Source organism: Streptomyces sp. NBC_00690, from assembly GCF_036226685.1.
Classification (GTDB): Bacteria; Actinomycetota; Actinomycetes; order Streptomycetales; family Streptomycetaceae; genus Streptomyces.
In genome coordinates, this window is record NZ_CP109010.1 from 299,771 (window position 1) to 322,344 (window position 22,574).

Here is a 22,574-nt window from a genome sequence, read left to right on the forward strand (position 1 = left end):
CCCCTCACGCCACGCCCATCAATTGACGTACGCTCTCGGATGGCCGCTGCGAGCACGGATCGGCGGTCCGGGGGTCGCGCGGCGCTCAAGGACAAGAACGGTCCGGACGCCGTACAGGGGCGGAGTGGACGGGGCGCGGGGATGGGACGTCGGGAGAAGCCGCTGAACCCCGCCGACGGACACGTGGAGTCCTTCGCATACGAATTGCGTGCCTTGCGGCGGTCGGCGGGCTCGCCCACCTACCGGACGATGGCGGAAGGCTCCCCTTACTCCGCGCCCTCCCTCTCCGGGGCCGCGTCCGGGGAGCGCCTCCCCTCACTCCCCGTCGCCCTCGCCTATGTCGCCGCCTGCGGCGGTGACCTGGAGGAATGGCGTCGCCGCTGGCAGCGAGCCCTCGCCGACGAACCCGTGATCGCCCTTGAGGACGGCACCATGGCCCCGTACCCCGGACTCGCCCGCTACGGGACGGACCACAGCGACCACTTCTTCGGCCGTGACGACCTCATCGCCGATCTGCTGGAACTGACCCGTCGCCACCCCGTCGTCGCGCTGGTCGGCGCCTCCGGCAGCGGAAAGTCCTCCCTACTGCGGGCGGGACTCGTCCCGGCCCTCAGACGGGCCGCGTCGGCGGGGAACGGGACGGCCCCGTCCGTGATCCGGATCCTCACGCCCGGATCCACCCCCGCCCGCACCCACCGGACCCTGATGACCAACGGCGCGCTCCTGCTCGTCGATCAATTCGAGGAGGTCTTCACCCTCTGCCGGGACCGCGGCGAACAAAACGCGTTCATGGAGCTGTTGACCGGTTCCGGCTGCCGGGTCGTCATCGCCGTACGCGCCGACTTCTCCGGGCGGTGCGCAGAACACCCCGCACTCGCCGCCGCGCTCAAGGAGTCGGTGCTGCTCGTCGGACCGATGACACCCGCCCAGCTCAGAGCGGCGGTTGTCGGCCCCGCCACGGCGGGGCGGCTGATCGTGGAACGGGCCCTCACCGCCCGGATCGTCGCGGACGTCGCCGACGAGCCGGGCGGGCTGCCACTGATGTCCCACGCCCTCCTGGAGACCTGGCGCCGACGGCGCGGACGGACCCTCACCGTGGCCGCCTACGAGGCGATCGGCGGGATCCAGGGCGCCATCACCCACACCGCCGAGGAAGCCTTCGGCGCCTTCACCGAACGCGAGGCACGGGCCGGACGCGAACTGCTGTTACGTCTGATAGCCCCGGGCGACACCACCGAGGACACCTGCCGCACGGCCTCGCGCAGCGAACTGCTCCACATGCCCGAGTCGGAACGGGTCCTCGAACGGCTAGTACGGGCCCGGCTGCTCACCGTCGACGACGGCGCGGTCAACCTCGCCCACGAATCCCTGATCCGCGGCTGGCCCCGGCTACGCAGCTGGATCGAGCAAGAGCGCGACCGGCTCCGCCTGCACCGCGGACTCACCGAAGCGGCCCGGACCTGGGACGGGCTCGGCCGGGACGAGGGCGCGCTGTACCGGGGCGCACAACTCGCGGCGGTCCGGGAAACCTTCGGCACACCTCCGGACAACCCTGTGACGCCCGCCGCCGGACGGAGAATCGGGCGCCGAGTCCGCCACTCCCGGCTACTGGCCGCCCGCAGAACCCGCGCCGGCCTGGTCCGGGTTCCCCTCCGTGCCGCCGTCGCGCCCGTACCGCTCGACGCCGAGGCCGTTCTCACCCCACAGGAAAGTGACTTCCTCGCCGCTTCGTACCGCGCCCACAACGACGCACTGCGGGCCGCGCTGCGGACCACCCGGCGGCTACGCACCCTCATCGCGACCCTCTCGGTCCTGCTCTGCATTGCCACGATCGCCGGGCTCAGCGTCTGGAAGGAGAGCCGCGCGGAAGATCGCCGCGCCGTACAGGCTGAGGCCCGACAACTTGCCGAGACCGCCAACACCCTGCGGGAGTCGGATCCGGGATACGCCCTCTTCCTCAGCGTCGCCGGCTGGCGCAAGGCGGATACCCCGGAGACGCGGGAGGCGCTGTTCGCGGCGGCGGCCCAGCCCGACTCGGCCGTGCACCGGCTCGAAACCCACAACGTGGATCTCTCCGCTCTCCGCCAGGACCTGAGCGCCGACGGCCGCAGCCTGCTCACCCTCAGCCCCGGAAGCAGCGACGCCCAAGGGCTGGGACGAGTGGCTGCAGACTGGTCCGGGGCAGGCCTGGGTGAGAACCTGAAACGGCTGGTCGCCATCGCTCCCCACCACCGTGCCATCGCACTCGGAACCAACCGCGGCATCCGGATGTGGGACCTGTCCTCAGCCGAGTTCACCGGCCCGGTGTTCGGACCGCGCACGAGCGGGGCGCGAGGCTGGTTCGCCCCCGCGGGCGAGGCACTCGCCGCACAGGCCCCTGGGGGCCCGCTCCAGGTCTGGGACACGACCATCGGCCGGGAACTTCTCGACACCGGCGACACCCGGCCCCCGACCGGCGATGTCCATGTCGCCCCCGGTGCCCAGCTGCTGGCATACTGCGCGGCCGGAGGACCGCTGCGGATCTGGGACATAGACACCCGCAAGAACCTGGATACGCCGTGGACGGACCGGGTCGGCGGCGGCTGTGGCTCGGGGGAGTTCCGCTTCACCCCCGACGGTCGGGCTCTCGCCTTCACCACGGCATCCGGGGTCCGTACGATCGAGGTCCGCACCGGACGGGAACGCCCCCGAGTGGTCACTGACGGTCTGCCACAACTGGCCTTCAGCGCCGATGGAGCACACCTCGCCACACTCACCCCCACCACGCTCCAGATCTGGCGCACGGCAGTACCGGACTCGCCCGTTCTCCGCCTGCCCATGAGCGGTATGCACCGCTCCGATCTACGGCTGGACATGGCGGAGAGCGCCGTCCGCTTCCGCGAGGGAGAAGCACCGGCCCTCACCGTGCGGACCATCGGGGTGAACACCACGGAGCCCCAGGAGTGGGAGGAGACCCCGCTCTCAGCCGCCGCCTTCAGCCAGAACGCGGAGATCCTGGCCACTGCGCGCTCACGCGCGTACGACATCCGCGACGGCGAGGGACGGCTGCTGCGAGGCATCCCCCGGACCGGCGAGTGCGCCCCGCCCTGCCGTCCCCTGATGGCGCTGCATCCCTCGGGAGAGGTCTTCGCCCTGCTGGACGCCTCGGGCCGAGTCGTCGTCCACGACCTGGGAGCCCGCTTCCCCAGGTCCCCGGACCGCAGCTGGGCGGAGGAGCGGCACCCGGCCGAGTACGTCCTGCCACCTCGGCCCGGGGTCACCGGCATGGCCTTCTCCGGCTTAGGGGGATCCGCAGACACCCTCGGAGTGTCTGCGTCGACACCCGGGCAGACGGTCTTCGCATCGGCCGACCACGACGACGCACGGCACGGCTACCACTGGTCCGAGGCTCACGAGAGCCTCGACGGCAGGGTCCTGGCCGCAGCGGGGGACAGCGGCGGGTTCGTCACCGACCGGCACCGGATCGTCCCCACGGATCAGGACGACGGCTCACCGGCCATCATGCAGGGCGAGGGACGGGCAGTCTCCGCAGCCTTCTCCCCAGGAGGCCCCTTCACGGCGATGGCCGATGCCAGCGGCCGGATCACCCTGTGGGGCGACTACGGCGAGAAAAACCTGGCGGTCCTGGCTCCGCGGAAACCCTTCTCGCCCGGCAGCCGGGCCGAGAAGCCCGTCGCGCTTGCCTTCTCCCCGGACGGAAGGACCCTCGCCGTCGGTGACGGCCACGGGACGATACGGCTCTGGGACACTGCCAGAATCCGGAGCGTGCCGCTGCCAGCCGCCGACGGCCCGGTCCTGGCACTTGCGTTCACCGCCGACGGCTCACACCTACGGATCTCCACCCCGCACTCGGCGTCCCGCACCTACCCACTAGACCCCACCGCCATCGCCGAGTCTCTCTGCCAGCGCATCAAGAACCTGCCCTGGTCTGCGCTTCAGCAACAAGACGGAATGATCGACCCCGACCAACAGCATTGCCCCTCCGGCCATGACCGCTGACGGCATCCTGGGGAACGCCTGGACGTCATGGCCAGGTGGATCCCAGGTGGGCAACCTAGACCAGAGGGTCAGCAACCTCGACGAGAAGGTCGGCGGTCTCGATGACTGGATCGGTGGCCTGGACGAGAAGATCGACTCTCTCACCGGGGAGGTGCGGGACTTGAACGTCAAGGTGGATCGCAACCAGGCACAGATCATCGAACTGCTGTCCCGGCTGGTCGGCAAGGATCCCGACGCCGGCTGACCTTGTTCCCGTCTACGGCTGCTGCCCCGACCCGGTACCTGGGTTCGGGGCGGCAGCCGTTTCAGCGGCGAAGACGCGACGCAGGCCCAGGGAGGCTCAGCCGTGTCCGGGTGTCACATGGTGGGGGCGGCCCTGCAACGCGACCTGTACGGCCGCCACCGACAGTTACCTCGCCGACGCCCCCGGCGGCCCCCTCTTGCGTGCAGGGTGAAGATCGTCCGCTAGTGACCCGCTGAGCCCTTTCCTGCCGGAAGTGGTCTCAGGGGCTGAACGCACGCCGCTGGGGCTGATGCTGTCCCTCGTTCGTGTGGGCGTTCCTCCGGGCCCTGGGGCGTGGGGATGTTGGCCGCGTACCGTGTCCGGCGGAACGTCAGGGGTCAGCGACATGGGAGGGCAGCGCAGTGGACGAGACGGCACCGGAGCGGTGGACGACGACCGTTCACGACCAGGAGGTGGAACTGCCGTCCACGATCGTGGATGTCCGCGCCGCCCTCGCCGAAGACCAACGGGCCGCGTTCGACACCGAGATCAGCTCCACCCCGGGCCCCGATCTACCCCTCCGCCTGGCCATGTGGGCCCTGCGCACCATCCCCGGCGCGGTCGAGGAGATGGACGACCAGGTCAACCGGCTCCGGTCCGGCGACTACACCGGCGTCAGCGTCCTCGACGACGACGAGGCCGCCTGATGGCCTACCGCATCGCCTACGCCTCCCAAGCCGAGACCGCCCGCCGCCGGCTTCCCGCCCCACGGCGCAGCGCCTTGGATAAGGCCATGAAATCCACGATCGGCACCAATCCCTATGGGCACGGGTCGGTGGAGGCCAAACCCGGCGAACGCGACTACCGCGAAGCCACCGTCCCCAGCGCCGACGCAATCGTCGTCTACTACATCAGCGCCCCCGACGTCCTCACCATCACCGCCGTCAAACTCATCACCTTCTGACACAACACCACGCGGTGTCCGAGAGCGGCCCACCGGACGAGTCGTGACAGCCATCTCAGGTACGTCAGCCTTCCCGCACTGCTGATCACCGCGGCCCACATCATCGGCTGACCCTGAATGTCCGAATCTCTCAAAGTGAGCAAAAACCGGGCCCACCACGGATAAAGCCGCAGGTCAGGAAGAGTAGTCCCCGCGCTGCGGGGATGGTCCTGCACGGGGGTGCCTGTTCGGGATCCTCAACGGGTAGTCCCCGCGCTGCGGGGATGGTCCCGCATCCACGTGGAAAGCCCCTACGAGCTGAAGGTAGTCCCCGCGCTGCGGGGATGGTCCGGTACATGCTGCATCAGAGGTGATGCAGCCTCAGTAGTCCCCGCGCTGCGGGGATGGTCCTCAGATGGTGGCCCACGAGATCCGGATCAAGCAGTGGTCCCCGCGCTGCGGGGATGGTCCCCTCAGCTTCAGGTGATTGGTGGTAACGACCAAGTGGTCCCCGCGCTGCGGGGGTAGCCCCCTGTAAACATTTGTTTACAGCGGGCCTCGACCGGTGTCCTCGCGCTGCGGGGGCCGTGTCATTCGTTCTGTTCTGGTAGGCCGAGGGTGGTGCGTCCCCGGCAGGGGCGCGGAACGATCGTGACCTGGCTCCCGCCGATCCCCCACTCCGCCACCGCGGGACATGACCCGGCTGATGAGATCCTGGCGCTGGGCCTGGAGCCCCGGTACGAGGTCGTCGTCGAGCGGACCGAACCACCGGCCTCGATCGCTGACGCCCTGGGCGTCGAGCCCGGAGAGGCCGGCTGTCTCGTGCGCAGGAGCCGGCTGCTCGCCGACGGGATCCCCGTACGGCTGGCCACGAGCTGGTTCCCTACCCGCGCGAGTAGGCACCCAAATTCCTCTGTGCGTTGAACCACCAAGACATCCGGTGCGGCCGGGTGTCACACGCTGTCTCGCCAATTGGGCCCGGTGTCCTAGCTCAGACACCAGCCGCAAAGTAGCGATCCGTCCTGGGGGTCAGCTGCCGACGGGCGCCGCTGCTGGGTTGAGGGTCTTGTGCACGACGCCGACGGACACCTTGACGGCGACGGCGATCTCGCGGATTGACTGGCCTTCGGCGCGGCGGGCGAGGATTACGCGCCGCTTGTCGTCGTCCACGACGGGGCGTCGGCCGCCGACGCGCCCGCGAGCGCGGGCGGGGGTCGGGCGTTCGGTAGACGGCCGATAGATGAACGCGGGTGCAGGTCCTGCCTGTCGATCTCCGCGCTCCGAGACCCGCCCAGTCTCGGCAGGGCGGAAGCCAACGTAGCGGCTTTGTGCCGCGGGTCAGAGGGGCCGTTTCCGTGCGGGACTCGGGTCAACTTGCGGCAGAAGCGGTGCCAGAACAGTCGCAAGGAGCGTAATTCTGTCCGGAAATGCATGTGTTTCTGTCATATGTGGGAGAGGTGTTGCCGGAGCGTGAAGGCGGCGCGACAGTGACATGAGCACACCTCTTTCCGTGGTTCCCGGAGGCGGCCGAAGAGCCGTTGGGTGCCGGGATGCGGGAGTGTGCCGAGGCCATGACCCCAACCTGACCGTGCACTGCTGAACCCGTCCCATCCGCATGTTCACCGCCGATACGCACCGCACCAGGGTCACGTTCTTTCCCGGGCCCGCCGTGCGGCAGTGACCGGCAGAACGGAGTTCTCCGTGGCTTCCATTTCACCAGTCCGCCGCCGCTCTTGGCGGACCCGCCTGGCCGCCCTGTTAGGCGGCCTTGTGCTCGTCCCGGCAAGCCTGCTCGCCGTGGCGGGTCCGGCTCACGCCGACGCCGGCCTGCAACTGTCCGAGTCGGCCGACCCGGTCCCCGCCGACACCAGCTACACGTACACCGTCAACCTTCCCAATATCGGCGACTCGTTCGCCAGCCAGTTCGACATCGTTGCCGACCTGAGCGGGGCGGCGGCGACCTTCACCGGCTGGTCCATAGCCAGCGACGCCGTCGACACCTGCACCCTGACCGGGACGCATGCCGCATGCACCGTCATCCCCGGCAACCTCACCGCTCAGGACGGCGTGATCACCCTGACCGTGCTGCCCACCGCGGCGGGCACCGTCAACGTCACCTCCACCGCCACCGTCCCCGACTTCGGGGGGCTCCAGTGGGGTACCGACAGCATCAGCACCACGATCGAATCCCCCGGTCCCGCCTGCACCATCACCGGCACCGCGGGCAACGACACCCTGACCGGCACCAACGGTGACGACGTCATCTGCGGTCTCGGCGGCAACGACACGATCAACGGCGGCAACGGCTCCGACACCCTCTACGGCGGCCCCGGCAACGACGCTCTCGGCGGCGGCAACGGCAACGACACCCTCTACGGCCAGGCCGGTGACGACACCAGCAAGGGCGAAACCCTCCTCGGCTCCCTGCTGCACCTGTTCGACAACGGCAACGACACCATCGACGGCGGCCCCGGCAACGACGACCTCGACGGCCAGAACGGCAACGACACCCTCTACGACCACGACGGCACCGACACCATGAGCGGCAGCCTCGGCAACGACAACATCGACGTCGCGGACGGCGTAGGCGGCGACACCGCCAACGGCGGCCTCGGCACCGACACCTGCGCCACCGACACCGGCGACACCGCCACCCTCTGCTGACCCCATCCGACACCAGCAGCCCGCAGGGGGCGTCGACCGCGCAGCCGGCCGGCGCCCCCTGTCTGTGCCCTGCTCGCCCGTAGCCGCCGCAGGAAACCCTCGCCGGCCGGTACGGGGAAGTCCTGGACGACGTGGGTCTCGCTCAGGGTGTCTGCGCAGGGGAGCGGCCGGCGGTGTCCGCCGGAGTGCGGGGCCGGGGCACCGCAGCGGCTGACACCAGGTCGAGCCGCTTGTCCATGTCCAGGCGGAAAGTTCCGTACGGGTTGACGTTCGACCAGAACAGCGCGGTCAGGCCGCGCCGGTCCTCGTCGGTGAGCTTACCCGCGACCTACTTTGCGGCTGGTGTCTGAGCTAGGACACCGAGGCCAATTGGTCTGCTGAGCTACTGGGAGGCTGCCGAGAAGTTCGGCGTCGGTGGCCGCGAGCGGGCTGTCGTGCATCACCCGGGTGAGGTCTTCCACCGCATACCTGACCCGGGACGGCAGCCCGGCGGCTTTGATCTCCTGTTCGCCGGTGAGGTGGAACCCGCACAGCCCGCACCGCAGGCCCACGGCCGCCAGTTCCATTTCGAACAGCAGGGAGTCCGCCGGCGCTTCCAGGAAGAGCGCCGCCGCCTCCGCCTCACAGGCCGGGCACTTGTTGAGCGTGCGGAAGACCGCGCCTGCCCGTCCGACTCCCAGCACGATCAGGCCCTTCTCGCCCACGGCCTGGTCATCGCCCACACCCACGCGTCCAAGCTGCCTCAGGTCCTCGCGGACTGGGCGCTGCCAGCGGAGGCTCTGGCCGAGGAAGACGAGGTGATCGCCCGGCTGAAGGCCGGCGATCACAGCGACTCGATCCCCCAGGACGAACTGGGCGACAGTGGGGGTGGAGAGCGGTGAGCCGCTACCGGATCGAATACTCCGGACTTGCCGCCGCGTCCCGCAAAGCCATGCCGCCGGACTACCGCGCCCGGTTCGAGAAGGAGATGGCCCGCACCCTCGGCACCGACCCGTACGGCCACGGATCCGACCCGGCCGGAAGCCCGTGCATCAGGTGGAGACGGAAGGCCCAGGGAAACGCCGCGGGCGTGAACGCGTATACCGGTGCATGTCGGTGCGGGTGTGCGCCGGTGTGCTTCCGGTGAGCTGACTGAGCGCGGGCTGAGCAGGGAAGAGCAACGCATGAGCCCTGATCGTCGAGCGGACCCGCTGCGGCGGTGCAGGGCCCGTTGTTCGAAGGAGTGGCATGGTTGATGAGTCCGACGCCGAGCTCATTGTTCTTCTCGACGAGGACTGGAACATGGCGGGCACGGCGCCCAAGATGCAGGCGCATCATCAGGACACACCCCTGCATCTGGCTTTCACCGCGTATGTGTTCGACGACGGCGGCCGGTTCCTGCTGACGCGCAGGTCTCTGGCGAAGCGGACGTGGCCTGGGGTGTGGACCAACAGTTTTTGCGGCCATCCGCTGCCCGGTGAGCCGCTGGAGCGTGCGGTCCGCCGCCGTCTGGCCGCCGAGCTCGGCTGCACCGCTGCACGCATCGATCCGGTCCTGGCAGCGGTGCGCTACCGGGCGGTGATGGACAACGGCATGGTCGAGAACGAGGTGGGCCCCGTCGTCCGGGTCCTGCTGGACACCCCTCCAGTACCGAACCACCAGGAGGTGGACAGCATCCGCTGGCTTCCCTGGAAGAGCGTGCTGTGGGAGATCGACCAGGAGCAGACCGACCTCTCGCCCTGGAGCGTCGTCACCATCGAACGTCTTCGCGATCTGGGTGCGGACCCCTGGGCCTGGCCGACGGCTCTCCCGCAAGAACTGCCCCCGCCTCTGCGGTGCTCGGCATGAAGCGCCCCGCCGCCCTCCTCGACCTCGACGGCACACTGCACCCGCGCACGCTCGGAGCGCAGATGCTGCGCGAACTGCTGCGGGCCGGGGCTTCCCGCGACAGCGCCGCCGGAGCGGCGCTCACAGCCATCGGCGTCATCGAGGGCCGCGCCGAGAAGTCCGCATCCTTCCTCACCACGGTCGACGAGGTATACACCAACTACACGACGATGGTCGCGGGGCTGCCCCACTCGATGCTCGTCCAGGCCGCCGGCCAAGCCTGGCAGGCAGAACGGCACGCCGTGTTCGACTTCGTCCCCGTGCTGCTCGCCGACCTCACCGCCCGCGGCTTCGTCCTCGCACTCATCTCCGGCAGCCCCCAGGAGATGGTCAAGGAGGCCGGTTCCGCTCTCGGGATCTCCCACTGCTACGGAGCCCAGGTAACCGTGGTCGAAGGCCACTGCCAGGGACGACTGGAGCGGGCTCCGGGATACCCGGGGGAGAAAACCCGCTGCCTGGCGGACCTCGCCGCCCAGATACCCCTCGACTTGCCGCGCTCACTGACCCTGGGCAACAGCGCATCGGACATCGAGATCCTCAACGCCGTGGGGCACCCAGTCGCCTTCGAACCCGACCAGGAACTGTCAACCGCAGCCCAGCGGCACGGCTGGCCCAGCGCAGACCGTGACACCGCACTGCGCACATGTGTGAACAGCATCGAATCAGCGCCGATGAAGTCGCCGTCCCGACGTACCTGAAGCGTCCCCGGGAAACGGGGCCGGCGCCTGCGACGGGGTTCCGGGCCGCTGGGACCGGCCGGGCCCGCGGTGGGTCGGGGTCTGCATCCGCAGCAGCATCGCGAGGCGGGACACCTTGGTGAACCGGCGGTGTGGTAGCTACCGGCGACCGCCCCGCCGCGCGAGCGGGCCGCCGACCAGGGGCGTGGCGCCGGGGGCCGGACGCGTGCGGCGGTCCCGTCCGGGTTTGCGGACGGGACCGCTCAACGCCGGACTGCTACGGGACGAGGAAGTAGAACGGCCGGTTCACCGCCACACCGTCGGTGCCGGTGGTCACGCGGATGGAGTTGCCCGGACAGGAGGGATCGTTGCGCGAGACGCGGACATCGCTGCCCCGGGGGGCGTCGTTGCTGAGGGTGGCCATCGGGATGGACTTGATGGCCTGAACCCCCGATGCCAGCACAATGCAGTACGAGCCGGTGGCGGGGTTGCTGACCGAGGTGACGGTGGCGGTCTTCTGGACAGTGCTGCCGTTCGCGTTGACAGTGGCCGCGGCCTGGGCATAGGGGGCCACGGTGTTGGTGGTGGGGTCGGCGGCCATCGCGACCCCGCCGAGAGTGGCCCCGACGGTGGCAACACCGAGACCGGCCAGGACGAGCTTGGTACGCATGCGCATGTGAATGGTGCCCCTTCCGGGCAAAGGTAGGGCCCGGTCGAAAGCCGGGCGCGCCTCATTCACTCCCGCCGCCCACGCCGCGTCCCAGCCGCGTTCACCCCTGCGGATGATCATGACTTCCGCAATCACCCGAACGGCCCAACCGGCGACGGGCACCGGGCAGGGTGGGCGTGTATGCCTGACGCGGGGCCCGGCCCCGCATCCCGACCATCCTGCCGAGAAAGGCCCCCGCCGTGGCCACTGATCACAAATCCCAGCGTTTCCAGGACCTCTTCGACGCCCTGGACCCCGACCGGAACGACGTCGTCGGCAAGCACAGCTTCGACAACCTGATCTCGCGCCTCGACGACAATTCCGACACAAACATCCGCGACCTCCAAAAGGCGTTCCACGAGTTCTGGCGCACGGTGCAGAGCCGCAACGGTAACCGGCCCACCGTGTCCAAGCAGCAGTTCGTCGACGCGCTGAACGCCACACACCTGAAGGAGTTCGACCTCCTGTCCGGGCGCGTGTTCGCCTCTGCGTTCGGCTTCGGCGAAGTGACCAAGGACAAATTCGTGCGCTACTACACGGCCGCGGGCGGCGACGAAGCCGCCGCGCAGGAAGTCTTCACCCGGCTCGACGGCGACCGCGACGGTGTGCTCGTCCGTCAGGAATTCCACAGTGGCCTCGTCAACTACCTCCACAACTCCGCCCCCGCCAGCAGCGTTGTCCTGGGCGTCGTGTAGGCCACGAATCCTTACCGGTTACCGCAGCCGACGTCGACGCCTCGACAAGTGCGGGTCTAGGGGTGAGGAACATCGGAACGAAATGTGGGCGCCCTACCCCTCTCTGAACGCCCAGCCGCAACAACGGGGCGGTCCCACCGGGACCGCCCCGTTGTTGCGGCCCTACAGGAGCGTCCCGAGGAGCACCCCGCCGGGTCAGCGCCTTCCCGGTCGGCAGCAGCAGGACCGCGGGCACCGTCTCTGCCTTGTCACAGATAACAGGGTCGCTTCACGCAGCGTGCAGAGGATGACCTCGCTGCGGATAGGCGGCGTAGGCCATACCTCCATGAAGCAGCGCCCGAAAGATGACGACTCCCCTCGCTTTCCATCCGCCCCACAGATGGTCATGGGTGCGGCCCGCCACCTTCACTGCCAGCACCGCCGCCACGAGTTCGTTCGCCTGTGCTTCGAGTGCCGCTCGGTCCGCTGCGGCTTCCTTGCGCGCCTCCGTCCGCCGGGTTCGTCGGTCGTTCTCCCACGCTCCGAGGTACAGGAGAGTCGTGGCGATAGCAGCGGCGGGCCCAGATGGACCGACTTCCGGAGTATGAGGGGTCGCTTGAGCAGGCTGTGGCGAGGGATATGGCGGTAGCGGCGGTCTTTTGTGAGGACGATATGGAAAGGGCGGACTCCACCCAGGTTGAGGCTCGTGAAGCCTTCGAGACAGGGTGCACGGACGCCGCTGGTGGAGCTGACAAGGTCAATCGTTTCTGCTACGACGTCCTCTCCCGCAGGATCGGCACCCGGGGGCAGTGAAGCGGGTGGGCAATGGCCTGTTCAGTGTGCATTCTGCGGACTCAGGCACCCGCCGGCGGCAGCCGGAGCCCTCGGGGTTGCCCCGCTGGCACGGCCGTTATCCACGGACGCACCGTCACGGATATCTGAGATCGTGCTGGACCGGTCGCGGCTTCGGTTCAGATGTCTTCCCGGTATCGCGCGGGGCTGGGCCGTTCGGACGCTTCCGCCAGAAGGAACGGGAGAACACACGCTGCTCGTCCTTCAGCTGTTCGCGCTTCAGAGCGCTCTGGAAGGCATCCCTCGTGGATGCCAGCCCATTGATTTCAGGGGCCGGTGCCCCTCCGTCCCGAGCCTCACCCTCATCGGCCCCGTCGCCGTCATCTGCACTTGTCGCCCGGCCGAGTACACATGAAGCACCATGAACTCCCTGTGCCAGCATGGTAGTTGTGACATCATCGCGCCATGGTCGATTCACGGGGGACTGAAGTCGAACTGAGGCTCGCAATTGTCGGTGCTGACGCCGAGACACATCTGCCGGCCCTCCGGGAGTGGCTGACCCTGGAGGACGCCCTCCGCGGCCGGGTCGAACTGATCAGATCCGCACCGCAGCCTGGGCAGATGGGGACGACGCTGGACCTGCTCGCCGTGGCACTGGGCTCCGGTGGCGCCGGGGCCGTGCTCGTCCAGGCACTGACCACCTGGCTGACCCAGCGGCGGGCGGACATCACCGTCACCGTGTTCAGCCGCGACGGCCGACAGGTCACCGTCGACGTCAAGCGGGCGGCTCAGCCCGACCGGGTGCTGGCCGAAGTGCGCGAGCTGCTGGGGCCCGAGGGGGCCGAGGTCCGCGAACTCCCCGGATCCGTTGGGGAGTGAGCCCAGCGGCAGCCCGCGCACTCCAGGACCGTCCTGCCGGGCGGTCCTGCTGGGCACCGCCCGGTACACCTCCGCCGAACTCCCCGACATCCCGGCCGTCACGGCGAACCTCGACGCCCTGCGGGAGGCGCTCACCACCGGACCGTACGCACTCCTGCCTCCCAACAACTGCCAGGTACTCGGCGACTCGACGGCCCGACCGATCAGCGGGCCGTCCGTCGGTGCGGCCCTGGCGGAGGCCGACCGGGAGGCCGAGGACCTGCTGCTGGTCTACTACGCTGGCCACGGGCTGCTCGACCGGCAGGGAAAGCTGCACCTGGCCCTGCCCTCCACCGACCCCGACAGTCCCGGTTACACGGCCATCCCGCTGGAGCTGGTCCAGCGCGACCTCGCGGGCGCCCGGGCCAGGACCCGGATCCTCATCCTGGACTGCTGCTTTTCGGGCCGCGCCGTCGTGGCGATGGCCACCCCCGGTTCCCTGGTCACCGGCCAACTCGACCTCCCCGGCACGTACACCCTCACCTCCACCACAGCCACCGCCCCGGCGCACGCCCCGGCCGGGGAGCGGTTCACCGCCTTTACCGCCGCACTGCTGGAGGCACTGGCCATCCCGGATCCGCTCACCCTGGACGAGATCCACGCCTTCACCGACCGCAAGCTGCTCGGCCGGGGCCTGCCCCGGCCGCAGCGCCGGGCGGTGAACGCCGCCGGCGACCTGCTGCTGCGCCGGAGCCCGGCCGCACCGAGGGCAGCGCCCGTCGCCGGGGCCAAGATCCAGGAGGTCCGCTTCGACCGGGTCACCGGGCCCAAGCGGCGGAAGCTGTACGCGGCGCTGGCGGCCGTCGCCCTCTTCTTCGACGCGTTCGTGAGCGCGCGGGTCTGGTCAGGAGTGGACATCCTCCTGTCGGAGGAAGCGCTCGGCGCTGTCGTTGTCACGCTCCTGTTCCTGTTGCCGGTCTGGGGCTTGGTATTCGCGGCACGCCTCAAACCGCTCACGCTGCTCCTGGACGGCGACAGCCTCAGACTGAGCCGGGAGCGAAAGCCGCTGGGCGGCATTCCGTGGGCCCACATCGCTTACCTGGGGGTGTTGGACTCCTTCTTGGAAAAGCACGCGGGCGGGGCCTCCTCGGTGGTGCGGCACCTCCTGATCGTCCGACTCGACCCGGACGCCGGGGTACCGTCGTGGCACACCCACTTCGTCGAACGGCTTCCCCCCAACGGCATCAGGTCTCTCGGGTACGTCTTCGTCTGCCGACTGGACGAGATCGAGGCCGACCCGGTGCGGCTCCGCCAAGGCGTGGAAGCGCTGGCCGGACCGATCTACCGATCCAACCGCGAGCTGATCGAGTGGGACCACCGGCTGCGCCGCTCGGGCTCACCGGGTTCGACCTAACGACCTCGTGCATGGTTGGCGGTGGGACGTCGAGCGCCGCATAGCCGATCATGGCTGCGTGGTGGGGAACGCGATGCGTACAGCGATTATCGGCGACCGGAGGATCACGGGCCTGTGGCTCTCCTGGGCAGTGCGGCGGTGCCCCGTGGTGGCCATCGCCGTGCAGCCCAAGGTCTGGGGGATGGCCCCATGCGCGCGCCAACGACCCAGGCCATGTGCGGTGGTCCCCGCGTTGCGGGGTTTGGGCAGGGGGTCTTCAAGCGTTGTGCTGGGTTGATGTCAGGCGGGCCAGGACAGTGCCGTCAGCAGGATGACGCCGGTCACGAGGGTGAGCGCGGTCAGTGCTGGTCGGCGGGTGCGGCCCGGTCCGGCGAGGACCGCGATCAGCGAGAGGGCGAACAGGGTGACCAGGAGCCACAGGGCGAGCCACGCTGTCAGGGCCGGGGGTGCACCCACGGCCTGGGATGCCCAGGCGGCTGTGCGGCCCAGTAATAGGTAGGTTGCCCCGGTCAGCAGTGCCCAGATGGTGCGGGCGGTCCATGTCGTGGTGGGATCGGCGCCGTCGAAGTCGCGGTGCAGACGGGCCCAGAGCCCGATCCAGCGGCGGTGCATCCAGGAAGTCACCGGGCCAGTGTGCCGACCTCCCACGAGGAAAGGGGCTGGATTGGCCCGGCGGCCCTTGTTCTCAAGTCTCAGCGGAGGCGTCCGAGGTGTATGACGCTGACGCGGACTTTCTGCGCGCTGATCTCGTAGAGGACGCGGTAGCGGCCGACGTGGATGCGTAGCAGGTCGCTGCTGCCGAACGCGCCCTTCGGCCGGGGGTGGTCGGCGAGGCGGTCGACGGCGGTGAACACCTGCCGTACTCCGTCGGGGTCGTCCTGGGCGAACTTCGCGGCCTGGGCGAGGGCCTCGGGCTCCCAGATGACCTCGTACCTCACGCCTCCGTACCGCCGAACACCCGGCGGTACGCCTCGTCGTGGGAGACGCCGGCGTCCTCGCCGCGTTCCTGACGGGCACGGTAGGCGGCCAGCGCGCGCAGCTCCTGGAGCTCCAGGGCGTCCGCGGGGCTCATGAGTATCGCGATGGTATGGCCGTGGTCGGTGATCGCGACCGGCTGACGGGTGGCGCTGACCTCCCGGGCGATGGCCCCGAGGCGGGCGCGGGCCTCCACGATCGAGTACGTCGTCTCCGTCATCCACGCCACATTACAGAAGTGACCATATGTGAGCAGGCTTCCGCAGCTGCTCGGCCGTAGCTCGCCTTTCGGAGCGACTGGCCTTGGCCCGTGCGGAACACGCGGCGCGAGAGGCCGACAGGCGTGGTCTCGCAGTCTGCGTCCTGGTCGTCTACTCGCGTCGTGCCATGTCTTCCGGAGTCGGCTCGCCGCGGGTGACGTAGGGGTGGCCGCTGTAGTCGACGGTCACCGTGTGCCGCAGCACGTCGTCGTCGGCGTCATAGAAGATGTGGTTGATCACCAGGCAGAGTCGGTCGGTGGAGATGCCGAAGTCCTCCGCCTCCTCGGCGTTCACTTCCCGGACCTTCGTGGCAGTGACCACCCGCACCGTGCCGGCAGGCCCGCTCGGCGCCGGCTCGATAGCACCCAGCAGGCCCTGCTCCCACTCACTTGGTTGCGTCATGGGCGTCACCGTACCGAGCACACGCCCAGCTAGAGGTTCCCTTGTGCAGCGTTCGTCTCCGCTTCCCTCACATTCGAATGCCCATGGCGTCGCCCGCTCAGTTCTTGTCCGGGATGGTGTCGTCGATGACAACCTCCGGCTCGGGATCGTCAGCATTCGTGGCGGCCTTGATCCGGTCGACCGCCGGCGCGAGAGCGTCGTAGACCCGCCGGGACGCCGCGGTGTTGTCCCTCGTGCCGTTGAGCTTCGACGGGTGGGCGTTGGAGTCCAGTTCCTTGAGGTAGGACACCATGCCCGCCCCACTCATCGTGACCCTTACCAGACCGCGTCCGGCCCGAGGCCCGTCGGCGAGCTCCGCCATCTTGGCCTTGAACGCGTTTTTGCCACTGCCGACGGGTTTTGTCTCCGTCCACAGGTCCTTCGGGACGATGAGGGAGACCCGGGCAATGCCTGCCGCTTTGGTGAGCCGGTCATCATGACCGGCCGGGGACTGGGTACAGGCGGTCAGAGCGAGAACAGCGACCAGGCCGCCAGCGGCGGCTAGGTATGGGGTCCGGAGCGTCAGCGAAAATTTCACGGCGCCATCGTCAGCCCGGATCCGATCCCCGGTTCAGGAACCTGCACGCCGGACCGGAAACTGCCACCAACCCGTCCGGAAACATCCGTTCATATCCGAACGGGCAAGCCTGCCCGGACCTGCCGTTCGAGGCTGTCTCCAGGGTCCTCGCGCTGCGGGGGAGCCCGTGCTATTCGCTCTGTTCTGGTACGGCGAGGCCCGTGTGGGCGTGGCAGGCGGGGCATTCTGCCGCGCCGTCGGCGACGGCCTGAACTGCTTGGTCGCGGGTGAGGGGTTGGCTGTTGTCGGGGGGTACCCAGCAGTCGCCGGTGTGGACGCCGACGGGGCCGGTGATGTTCTTCTCCAGCACCCAGTCCGGCACCCGCGACACCGGAGGTGAGGGCGCTGCGGGGGTCAGGCGGCCCGCCGGCCGACCGGGGCCTGGCTGACCATCGCGGACTGGGCGTTGTTCGGCTTCCCGTATCCACCGCTCGGTCCGTTCGAGCTCGCGGGCCTGGACCCGGCGCAGGAAACGCAGCGCCTCCAACCGCTCGGCATCAGACAGGCCGGGCACAGCACTCAGTCCGTATCCGCAGGATCGAGGGTGCTCTGCTTCAGTTCCATCCGGGCGGCCACCAACTCCGGGCCGCTCAACGTCTGCCAGAAGGCGTGCGTCGACACGGTGGTCGACAGTTCCAGCAGCAGACCGCGCAGCCGCGCCTCCTCCGCCTGTTGTTCGGCGCTGTAGCCGGGGCTGTCCGGCATCCCGGATCGGCGGTCGCTGTGGAGTTGCTTGTCGCCTTCCCAGCCCGGCGCGGGATCGACCGACCACGGCAGCTCCCGGCACAGCTCCTCATACGCGGCCCGGGTCTGGTGAAGCCGCCTCTGGGCGTCGCGTAGGTCGTTGGGGAAGTCGGTGTCCTGTCCCAGATAACTGTTGGCATGGCGTGGCTCTGATCTGCTGTGCTTACAGTCGGGTGGGACGAACGCGCTCTCCCCGTCCCGCTCGTCCGTAGGCAGCTGCCTCTTTGGCGTGCACGGAAGTCCACTGATCGACTCGGAGGTCTCATGCCCCTGCAGATGGAACTGGTCGCGATAACACTCGATTGCCCTGATCCGCTGGCTCTCGCGGCGTTCTATCAGCAGGCCACCGGCTTTGAACCACACCCGAAGTCGGACGCCGAGTTCGCCGGTCTCAACCGTGAGGACGGACTCTTCATCGGTTTCCAGCGGGTCGAGGACTACCGGGCTCCGAGTTGGCCTGACCAGATCGTTCCCCAGCAGCTTCACATCTGCTTCAAGGTCGCGGAGAGCCTGGACGAGGCCGAGGCCCGGCTGCTGGAGCTGGGCGCGGGCAAGCCGGATCACCAGCCGCATGACAAGGCACGGGTCCTCACCGACCCTGCTGGGCATCCCTTCTGCATCGTCATGCGCTGATTGGCGTTCTCGCGGCAATGAGTGTGGCTATGCCGTCGGGGTTGCCGAGCTGGTACTCGATCTCTGCGGCCGATGACTTGACGGTTTTCGTGAGCCAGATGCGGCTGGTGCCGCGGATTGGGCTCTCGGTGGGAAAGCGCTGGTGGAACTGGGCGATGCTGCTGAGAGAGACGTAGAAGTCGTCACTCATCGCCAGTTTCCTCCAGTGAGGAGACGCGAACATATTGATCAGGGCGACGCGTTCGGGGAACCCGGCTGCTGTCAGCCAGGGTGCCTTCCTGTCCGGCTCGACCTCTGGCCCTTTGACTCGGACGAGGTCGTGAAGGAGTTCGGCCCGGCGGACGAGCCGGTAGTGGCGGTGGGCGAGGCCGTTCCAGAGCTGTGCGGTGGCGTCCTCGCAGATGTCGATGAGGGCCTGTCCGTGGTGTCGGCGAAGGCGCCAATACTTCAGCTGTGCTCGAACGACATCGGGGGTGCGGGACAGATCGAGTTGCTCCTCGGGCGCGTGAACGTGCTGACCGACCCATAGTTTGTGGCGGGTGCAGACGTTGTCGTGGAGGGGCGCCCAGATCTGGGCGGGAAGGGTTGCGCCGGTGCGCGTGACGACGCAACGGCGGCAGGCCCACCGAAGAACGTGATCGTCCGGGATGGGGGCTGGGCCTTCGGCGCGATCGTCGGACTGGAAGTCAGAGAGTGTGCGCGCCAGGTGCTGCCGAGACTGGCCGCTGAGGACGCAGAGAACATCGACGCTGTTCAGGCTGGACTCCAGCCAGCGTGATGGGGCTCGCAATCGGGCCAGAGGGACATGGTTGGCCAGGGCCAGCCGAGCCCAGTAGGACGATTCGCACTCGCCGGGAAACGGCGGCAGCTGGATGGGCAGAGAGCGGATCAGCGCTGGGCGGAACACGTTCACCCTGTGCGGGGCAGGGACGAGGAGCGGCCGTGGCCGGAGGACTCGCTGCTGTGATCGATGCGGATGCTCTTGATCGTGGCCCGCGTGATCCGCTCGCTCTGGTCGAGGATCGCGGAGATGGCCGCTGCCCGGACGAGATGGGAGAGGCTTCCGATCATGCCGCCGGTGCGCTGGTGGAGGTACTTCGCCATCGTCACCAAGGTGGTCGGCTCGTGCCGGTGGAGGCGGAGAGTGTTCTCCATGGAGGCGATCAAGGACCGCCACTCGGCGTTGAGCGGAAAGGGACCGGTGCGGACGAGGACGCAGCGGCCTGCGAGCTGTTTGCCGCGGATACCGGTGAACAGCCCGGACTGTTCGACGTTGATGCCGGCATAGACGAAGGTCGCGGGCAGGTGCTCGGTGAAGTACTTCAGGTGGTCGGACAGGTCTTCACCGGCGATCGTGGCGTGGTTGAGCAGGTGGATTTCGTCGACCAGGACCAGGTCTGTGCGGGCCTCGATCAGCACTTGGCAGACGGCGCTGGTGACGTCGATGGTGTTGTGCCTCGGGCCGATCACAGGCAGGCCGAGGAACAGACCCCCGCTCACGGATCCCGGCCGCGCTGACGTACTCCAGCTCGACGTCCTCCGCCGACACCTCACATGCATCCATCCGGTCCTCCGGTACGACGCCGACCAGCCGCTTCGACCGTAGGAGCGGGGTGACCGCCGTATCGACGTAAGACCGGAACTCTCCAGAACCTGCCTACACATGACCGGGACGCAGCCGCACATGCCTACAGAAGAGCGGGACTGCCCACACATCACAGAGACAGGACAGTCGGTATCAGCCATGACCTAAATGATACGCCTGTTCGATTTGCCTGCCCCGACGCATCACGGGTTTGAGAAGTACGCAGAAAGTACGCTGCTAGTACGCACAATGTTTGATTCATGCTAGAATGTTGGGTAGGAGGTGTTTCATGTCCGAGTTGTTCGACGCGGTTGACGCCCTGGTTGCCGGGCAGTCCCCGCTGCCCCCGCCCGCCGAGCGGGAGCGGTTGCGCAAAGCGCATGGCCTCACGCAGGAGCAGGTGGCCACGGCGTTGAAGGTGCGCAGGCCGACGATCGTGTCGTGGGAGTCGGGGAAGACGGAGCCGCGGCCGCCGCAGCGTGAGGCGTACGCGCGTTTGCTGGAGAAGCTGGCCGAGCTCTACCCGGCGCCCGCTCCGGCCGTCGTCCCCGCCTCGATGCCGGTGCCGGTGCCCGAGACGTTCACCAGTGCACCCGCCCCGGCTGAGGCCGAGGCTCTGTCCACAGGTCAGGGGTCTGAGGCTGCGGTCATGACTGCGCACGAGAACACCCAACCCCCCGCCCCTGCTGCTGCTCCGGTCGCCGCGTCCCGCCCGGCGCGCACCGCCAGGCCGTCGACGTCGAGGCGCCCCGGCGCGAAGAAGGCCGCCCCGGCCAGGACCACCGCGGCCCCGGCCGCCGTTGATCCGCGGTTCGAGAACGGTCCGCTGGCGGTCGTCGATGTTGAGGACGGGCAGGTGTTGGCGTACTGCGTGGGCGGCCTGGTCCTGGAAGTCCCTGCGAAGTCTTTGCCGTCTCTGGTGGAGTGGACTTTGCGGGAGGCGAGGCTCGGGGCGCCGAAGCTGTCCGGTCCGGGGAAGCCGGCTGATCCGTTGCTGGTGCTCACCGAGGCCGCGTGCGAGCGTTATGGCCTCCCGGTCGCCCTTACCGAGGAGGAGCGGCTCTCTGGGCGGTTGCCTGAGGGCCATAAGGTTGTCAAGCAGCTGGTCCGCGCGGAGTGGCAGCTCACCAAGCGCGGGTTCGGCCCGTGGGCGCGGATCTACCGCCCCGCCAAGGGCTCCGACCGCCAGTGCGTCCAGCTGTGCATCCCGTCGTGGAACGCGCTGGACGCCCGGTTCTGGGGCCCTGCTGGGCAGCTTCCGCCAGCGGAGCTCGCCTGGGTGCTGGGTGTGTACGCGTCCCGGGTGATGACGCCGCGCGGCTCCACGGCCGTCACGGGGCTGGAGTTGATGACCGCGTTGCACCCGGCGACTCGGGCTTCCGAGCCGGACGCGGACGGAAAGCGCACCTCGGAGCACAACCCCGGCAGTTTGGGCAAGGACCCCGTCGACTGCGCCCCGTGCGAGGCACCGGACGGGCACCCCCTCCTCAAGAACCTGCCCCGGTTCCATGTCCGCGGCCCCGGGGAGAAGCTGTTCGAGGAGGCGTACGACTGGGCGCGGCCGATGACCGATGCCGAGTGCACCAAGCGGCACTTGGTGGGCCTGGACGTGAACATGGCCTTCGCCGCCGGCGCGAATGGCCTGTACGTCGGCCTCGGAGCCCCCGCGCATGTCAAGGCCCCGGTGTTCGACCCGAAGCTCCCCGGCTCGTGGCTGGTGGACTTGTCCCACGTCGATCTGTCCCGGGTGAAGGTCGGCAAGGACAAATGGGCGGACCTGGACAGCAGTTTGCTGCCTTCCCCGTTCACGCCGAAGGGCGACCGTCCTCAAGGGCCGGCCTGGTACGCGACGCCCACCGTCGCCTACGCCCAAGAGCTCGGCTACGACGTGACGCCGACCGAGGCGTACGTCCGGTACGAGAACGGCCGCTACCTGGACGGCTGGTACAACCGGCTGCGCGATGCCTACCTCGCCACGATGGCCGACCTCGGCGTCCACACCGACACGGAGCCGGCCGACTTCCTGACGGCGATGAACGGATACAAGGGCCGTGACCCGGAGCTCGCGATCGTCGTCTCGGCGATCAAGGCGACGGTGAAGGGCGGCCTCGGCAAGCTCCGCGAACGGCCGCGCGGTGAGGGCTGGCGGTCGGGCGAGCCGTGGCGCGCGCTGTCCCGTCCGACGTGGCGCCCGGACATCCGCGCGGCGGTCATCTCCCGCACCCGGATCAACCTCCACCGCAAGATCGTCAAGCACGCGGCGTTCACCGGGCAGTACCCGGTCGCGATCCTCTCCGACTGCGTCGTCTACGCCGCCGACGGCGAAAGCCCCCTCGACTTCCTCCCCTATCGCGAGGGCAAGCCGCTCCCAGGTGGGTTCAAGCTCGGCATCAACCCCGGCCTGGTCAAACACGAGGGCACCCAGAGCGTGCTGTGGGGCGAGGAAGTTCGCGAGCGGTTCAACGCACCGGAACTCAACCTCGCCCGGTACATCAAGGACGGCACCGTCACCGACGTCGACAACGGAGAATAGGGCAGGC

24 protein-coding genes, 1 pseudogene and 1 CRISPR repeat array are annotated in these 22,574 nt (G+C 68.8%); of the genes and pseudogenes, 14 read left to right on the forward strand and 11 right to left on the reverse strand.

Annotated features, from left to right (window positions below):
- The first annotated feature begins 39 nt into the window (after positions 1 to 39).
- The 5 genes from OID54_RS38865 to OID54_RS38885 all read left to right on the forward strand — a co-directional run bounded on the left by OID54_RS38865 (position 40) and on the right by OID54_RS38885 (position 6,089).
- Entirely contained in the window at positions 40 to 3,999 is a 3,960-nt protein-coding gene (locus OID54_RS38865) for an nSTAND1 domain-containing NTPase (protein ID WP_329028379.1), read from the forward strand.
- Entirely contained in the window at positions 3,989 to 4,243 is a 255-nt protein-coding gene (locus OID54_RS38870) for a hypothetical protein (protein ID WP_329028381.1), read from the forward strand. The genes OID54_RS38865 and OID54_RS38870 overlap by 11 nt, the downstream gene beginning before the upstream one ends.
- A 401-nt stretch (positions 4,244 to 4,644) precedes the next feature.
- The gene (locus OID54_RS38875) at positions 4,645 to 4,929 is read left to right on the forward strand and encodes a hypothetical protein (RefSeq protein WP_329028383.1); all 285 of its coding nucleotides are present in this window, start codon (positions 4,645 to 4,647) and stop codon (positions 4,927 to 4,929) included.
- Positions 4,929 to 5,186 (forward strand): hypothetical protein, encoded by a 258-nt coding sequence (locus OID54_RS38880; RefSeq protein WP_329028385.1) that lies wholly within the window; start codon positions 4,929 to 4,931, stop codon positions 5,184 to 5,186. The genes OID54_RS38875 and OID54_RS38880 overlap by 1 nt, the downstream gene beginning before the upstream one ends.
- Before the next feature lie 183 nt (positions 5,187 to 5,369).
- Positions 5,370 to 5,696: a CRISPR direct-repeat array (repeat unit 27 nt; unit sequence GTAGTCCCCGCGCTGCGGGGATGGTCC).
- A 120-nt stretch (positions 5,697 to 5,816) separates the two neighbouring features.
- The gene (locus tag OID54_RS38885) at positions 5,817 to 6,089 is read left to right on the forward strand and encodes a UTRA domain-containing protein (RefSeq protein WP_329028387.1); all 273 of its coding nucleotides are present in this window, start codon (positions 5,817 to 5,819) and stop codon (positions 6,087 to 6,089) included.
- Between the two features lie 105 nt (positions 6,090 to 6,194).
- On the opposite strand, the gene OID54_RS38890 is transcribed toward OID54_RS38885, so the two are convergent.
- The gene (locus OID54_RS38890; protein WP_329028389.1) at positions 6,195 to 6,335 is read right to left on the reverse strand and encodes a sigma factor-like helix-turn-helix DNA-binding protein; all 141 of its coding nucleotides are present in this window, start codon (positions 6,333 to 6,335) and stop codon (positions 6,195 to 6,197) included.
- A gap of 531 nt (positions 6,336 to 6,866) precedes the next feature.
- On the opposite strand from OID54_RS38890, the gene OID54_RS38895 reads away from it, so the two are divergent.
- The 4 genes from OID54_RS38895 (at position 6,867) to OID54_RS38910 (ending at position 10,393) form a co-directional block, all read left to right on the forward strand.
- On the forward strand, positions 6,867 to 7,829 hold the full coding sequence (locus OID54_RS38895; protein ID WP_329028391.1) for a calcium-binding protein: 963 nt from the start codon (positions 6,867 to 6,869) through the stop codon (positions 7,827 to 7,829).
- Between the two features lie 434 nt (positions 7,830 to 8,263).
- Positions 8,264 to 8,710: a hypothetical protein gene (locus OID54_RS38900; protein ID WP_329028393.1), complete on the forward strand. Its 447-nt coding sequence runs from the start codon at positions 8,264 to 8,266 to the stop codon at positions 8,708 to 8,710.
- Positions 8,711 to 9,056: 346 nt separating this feature from the next.
- Positions 9,057 to 9,656, forward strand: a complete 600-nt coding sequence (idi, locus tag OID54_RS38905; RefSeq protein ID WP_329028394.1) for an isopentenyl-diphosphate Delta-isomerase — start codon at positions 9,057 to 9,059, stop codon at positions 9,654 to 9,656.
- Positions 9,653 to 10,393, forward strand: a complete 741-nt coding sequence (locus tag OID54_RS38910; RefSeq protein ID WP_329028395.1) for an HAD family hydrolase — start codon at positions 9,653 to 9,655, stop codon at positions 10,391 to 10,393. Before idi ends, OID54_RS38910 begins: the two co-directional genes overlap by 4 nt.
- 256 nt (positions 10,394 to 10,649) lie before the next feature.
- Here OID54_RS38910 and OID54_RS38915 read toward each other — a convergent pair whose 3' ends face one another.
- Entirely contained in the window at positions 10,650 to 11,048 is a 399-nt protein-coding gene (locus OID54_RS38915; protein ID WP_329028396.1) for a hypothetical protein, read from the reverse strand.
- Positions 11,049 to 11,281: 233 nt separating this feature from the next.
- On the opposite strand from OID54_RS38915, the gene OID54_RS38920 reads away from it, so the two are divergent.
- The 3 genes from OID54_RS38920 to OID54_RS38930 all read left to right on the forward strand — a co-directional run bounded on the left by OID54_RS38920 (position 11,282) and on the right by OID54_RS38930 (position 14,819).
- Positions 11,282 to 11,776: an EF-hand domain-containing protein gene (locus OID54_RS38920; RefSeq protein WP_329028398.1), complete on the forward strand. Its 495-nt coding sequence runs from the start codon at positions 11,282 to 11,284 to the stop codon at positions 11,774 to 11,776.
- Between the two features lie 1,236 nt (positions 11,777 to 13,012).
- Entirely contained in the window at positions 13,013 to 13,426 is a 414-nt protein-coding gene (locus tag OID54_RS38925) for an effector-associated constant component EACC1 (RefSeq protein ID WP_329028401.1), read from the forward strand.
- Positions 13,416 to 14,819, forward strand: coding sequence for a caspase, EACC1-associated type (locus OID54_RS38930; protein ID WP_329028402.1), 1,404 nt, complete (start codon positions 13,416 to 13,418; stop codon positions 14,817 to 14,819). The genes OID54_RS38925 and OID54_RS38930 overlap by 11 nt, the downstream gene beginning before the upstream one ends.
- Positions 14,820 to 15,098: 279 nt before the next feature.
- Here OID54_RS38930 and OID54_RS38935 read toward each other — a convergent pair whose 3' ends face one another.
- The 7 genes from OID54_RS38935 to OID54_RS38965 form a co-directional block, all read right to left on the reverse strand.
- Positions 15,099 to 15,443: a hypothetical protein gene (locus OID54_RS38935; protein ID WP_329028404.1), complete on the reverse strand. Its 345-nt coding sequence runs from the start codon at positions 15,441 to 15,443 to the stop codon at positions 15,099 to 15,101.
- Positions 15,444 to 15,511: 68 nt separating this feature from the next.
- Positions 15,512 to 15,757, reverse strand: a complete 246-nt coding sequence (locus tag OID54_RS38940) for a type II toxin-antitoxin system RelE family toxin (RefSeq protein WP_329028406.1) — start codon at positions 15,755 to 15,757, stop codon at positions 15,512 to 15,514.
- Positions 15,754 to 16,014 carry a type II toxin-antitoxin system Phd/YefM family antitoxin gene (locus OID54_RS38945; RefSeq protein ID WP_329028407.1) on the reverse strand — a complete coding sequence of 87 codons (261 nt, stop codon included), beginning with the start codon at positions 16,012 to 16,014 and terminating at the stop codon, positions 15,754 to 15,756. Before OID54_RS38945 ends, OID54_RS38940 begins: the two co-directional genes overlap by 4 nt.
- A gap of 151 nt (positions 16,015 to 16,165) precedes the next feature.
- Positions 16,166 to 16,456 carry a hypothetical protein gene (locus tag OID54_RS38950; protein ID WP_329028409.1) on the reverse strand — a complete coding sequence of 97 codons (291 nt, stop codon included), beginning with the start codon at positions 16,454 to 16,456 and terminating at the stop codon, positions 16,166 to 16,168.
- A gap of 97 nt (positions 16,457 to 16,553) precedes the next feature.
- Positions 16,554 to 17,033 (reverse strand): hypothetical protein, encoded by a 480-nt coding sequence (locus OID54_RS38955; RefSeq protein ID WP_329028411.1) that lies wholly within the window; start codon positions 17,031 to 17,033, stop codon positions 16,554 to 16,556.
- Positions 17,034 to 17,202: 169 nt separating this feature from the next.
- Entirely contained in the window at positions 17,203 to 17,586 is a 384-nt protein-coding gene (locus OID54_RS38960; protein WP_329028413.1) for a DUF6233 domain-containing protein, read from the reverse strand.
- Between the two features lie 5 nt (positions 17,587 to 17,591).
- Positions 17,592 to 17,777 carry a hypothetical protein gene (locus tag OID54_RS38965; protein WP_329028415.1) on the reverse strand — a complete coding sequence of 62 codons (186 nt, stop codon included), beginning with the start codon at positions 17,775 to 17,777 and terminating at the stop codon, positions 17,592 to 17,594.
- 303 nt (positions 17,778 to 18,080) lie between these two features.
- Between OID54_RS38965 and OID54_RS38970 the strand changes: the two genes are divergently transcribed.
- Entirely contained in the window at positions 18,081 to 18,449 is a 369-nt protein-coding gene (locus OID54_RS38970) for a VOC family protein (protein WP_329028417.1), read from the forward strand.
- Here the strand turns inward: OID54_RS38970 and OID54_RS38975 are convergent.
- Together OID54_RS38975 and OID54_RS38980 are read right to left on the reverse strand one after the other, a co-directional pair.
- Positions 18,439 to 19,356 carry a hypothetical protein gene (locus tag OID54_RS38975; protein WP_329028419.1) on the reverse strand — a complete coding sequence of 306 codons (918 nt, stop codon included), beginning with the start codon at positions 19,354 to 19,356 and terminating at the stop codon, positions 18,439 to 18,441. The genes OID54_RS38970 and OID54_RS38975 overlap by 11 nt on opposite strands.
- A gap of 2 nt (positions 19,357 to 19,358) precedes the next feature.
- Positions 19,359 to 19,934 (reverse strand): annotated as a pseudogene (locus tag OID54_RS38980) (ATP/GTP-binding protein); the annotation flags it as partial.
- 389 nt (positions 19,935 to 20,323) lie between these two features.
- Here OID54_RS38980 and tap point away from each other — a divergent pair.
- Positions 20,324 to 22,567 (forward strand): telomere-associated protein Tap, encoded by a 2,244-nt coding sequence (tap, locus tag OID54_RS38985; RefSeq protein ID WP_329028423.1) that lies wholly within the window; start codon positions 20,324 to 20,326, stop codon positions 22,565 to 22,567.
- Positions 22,568 to 22,574 lie beyond the last annotated feature (7 nt).

Bases quoted from the DNA above. Each gene is read 5' to 3' on its own strand.
- OID54_RS38915 (WP_329028396.1), bottom strand. From the start codon at position 11,048: ATGCGCATGCGTACCAAGCTCGTCCTGGCCGGTCTCGGTGTTGCCACC.
- OID54_RS38870 (WP_329028381.1), top strand. From the start codon at position 3,989: ATGACCGCTGACGGCATCCTGGGGAACGCCTGGACGTCATGGCCAGGT.
- OID54_RS38865 (WP_329028379.1), top strand. From the start codon at position 40: ATGGCCGCTGCGAGCACGGATCGGCGGTCCGGGGGTCGCGCGGCGCTC.
- OID54_RS38925 (WP_329028401.1), top strand. From the start codon at position 13,013: ATGGTCGATTCACGGGGGACTGAAGTCGAACTGAGGCTCGCAATTGTC.
- OID54_RS38910 (WP_329028395.1), top strand. From the start codon at position 9,653: ATGAAGCGCCCCGCCGCCCTCCTCGACCTCGACGGCACACTGCACCCG.
- tap (WP_329028423.1), top strand. From the start codon at position 20,324: ATGTCCGAGTTGTTCGACGCGGTTGACGCCCTGGTTGCCGGGCAGTCC.
- OID54_RS38945 (WP_329028407.1), bottom strand. From the start codon at position 16,014: ATGACGGAGACGACGTACTCGATCGTGGAGGCCCGCGCCCGCCTCGGG.
- OID54_RS38970 (WP_329028417.1), top strand. From the start codon at position 18,081: ATGCCCCTGCAGATGGAACTGGTCGCGATAACACTCGATTGCCCTGAT.
- OID54_RS38880 (WP_329028385.1), top strand. From the start codon at position 4,929: ATGGCCTACCGCATCGCCTACGCCTCCCAAGCCGAGACCGCCCGCCGC.
- OID54_RS38965 (WP_329028415.1), bottom strand. From the start codon at position 17,777: ATGCCGGACAGCCCCGGCTACAGCGCCGAACAACAGGCGGAGGAGGCG.
- idi (WP_329028394.1), top strand. From the start codon at position 9,057: ATGGTTGATGAGTCCGACGCCGAGCTCATTGTTCTTCTCGACGAGGAC.
- OID54_RS38950 (WP_329028409.1), bottom strand. From the start codon at position 16,456: ATGACGCAACCAAGTGAGTGGGAGCAGGGCCTGCTGGGTGCTATCGAG.